We start from the raw sequence: 438 nt of genomic DNA, 5'->3' as shown, positions 1-438 counted from the left end.
GCCCAGGCGTAGAAGGCGCCGTCCGGCCGCACGGGCACCGGCAGGCCGATCGACTCGAGCGCGGGAATGAAGTAATCGCGGCGGGCCTTGAACTCGGCGCGGCGGCGTTCGTACTCGGCGATGCTCTCGGGCTCGAAGCAGGCCAGCGCCGCATGCTGCGCCACGGTGCTCGGGCAGATGAACAGGTTCTGGGCGAGGCGCTCGACCACCGGCACCATGGCCTCGGGCACGACCATCCAGCCGAGCCGCCAGCCGGTCATGTTGAAGTATTTGCTGAAGCTGTTGATGCTGACGATGTCGTCGCCGATCGCCAGCGCGGTCTGGCCGAAGGCCTCGTCGTGCGAGAGGCCGAGATAGATCTCATCGATGATCGTGGTGCCGCCCCGCGACTGCACTTCGGCATGGATGCGGCGCAGTTCATCGGGAGCGATCGAGGTG

At 67.1% G+C, this 438-nt stretch carries 1 protein-coding gene; it reads right to left on the bottom strand.

Annotated elements, in window-relative coordinates:
* The coding region (locus tag KDK95_RS35105) for an aminotransferase class I/II-fold pyridoxal phosphate-dependent enzyme (RefSeq protein ID WP_212522657.1) at positions 1–438 on the bottom strand (438 nt) is incomplete at both ends.

Source organism: Actinospica acidithermotolerans (assembly GCF_018139625.1).
GTDB classification, from domain to species: Bacteria; Actinomycetota; Actinomycetes; order Streptomycetales; family Catenulisporaceae; genus Actinospica; species Actinospica acidithermotolerans.
The sequence above is the reverse complement of the archived record's forward strand: the minus strand, read 5'-3'. Positions and strand labels throughout refer to the sequence as shown.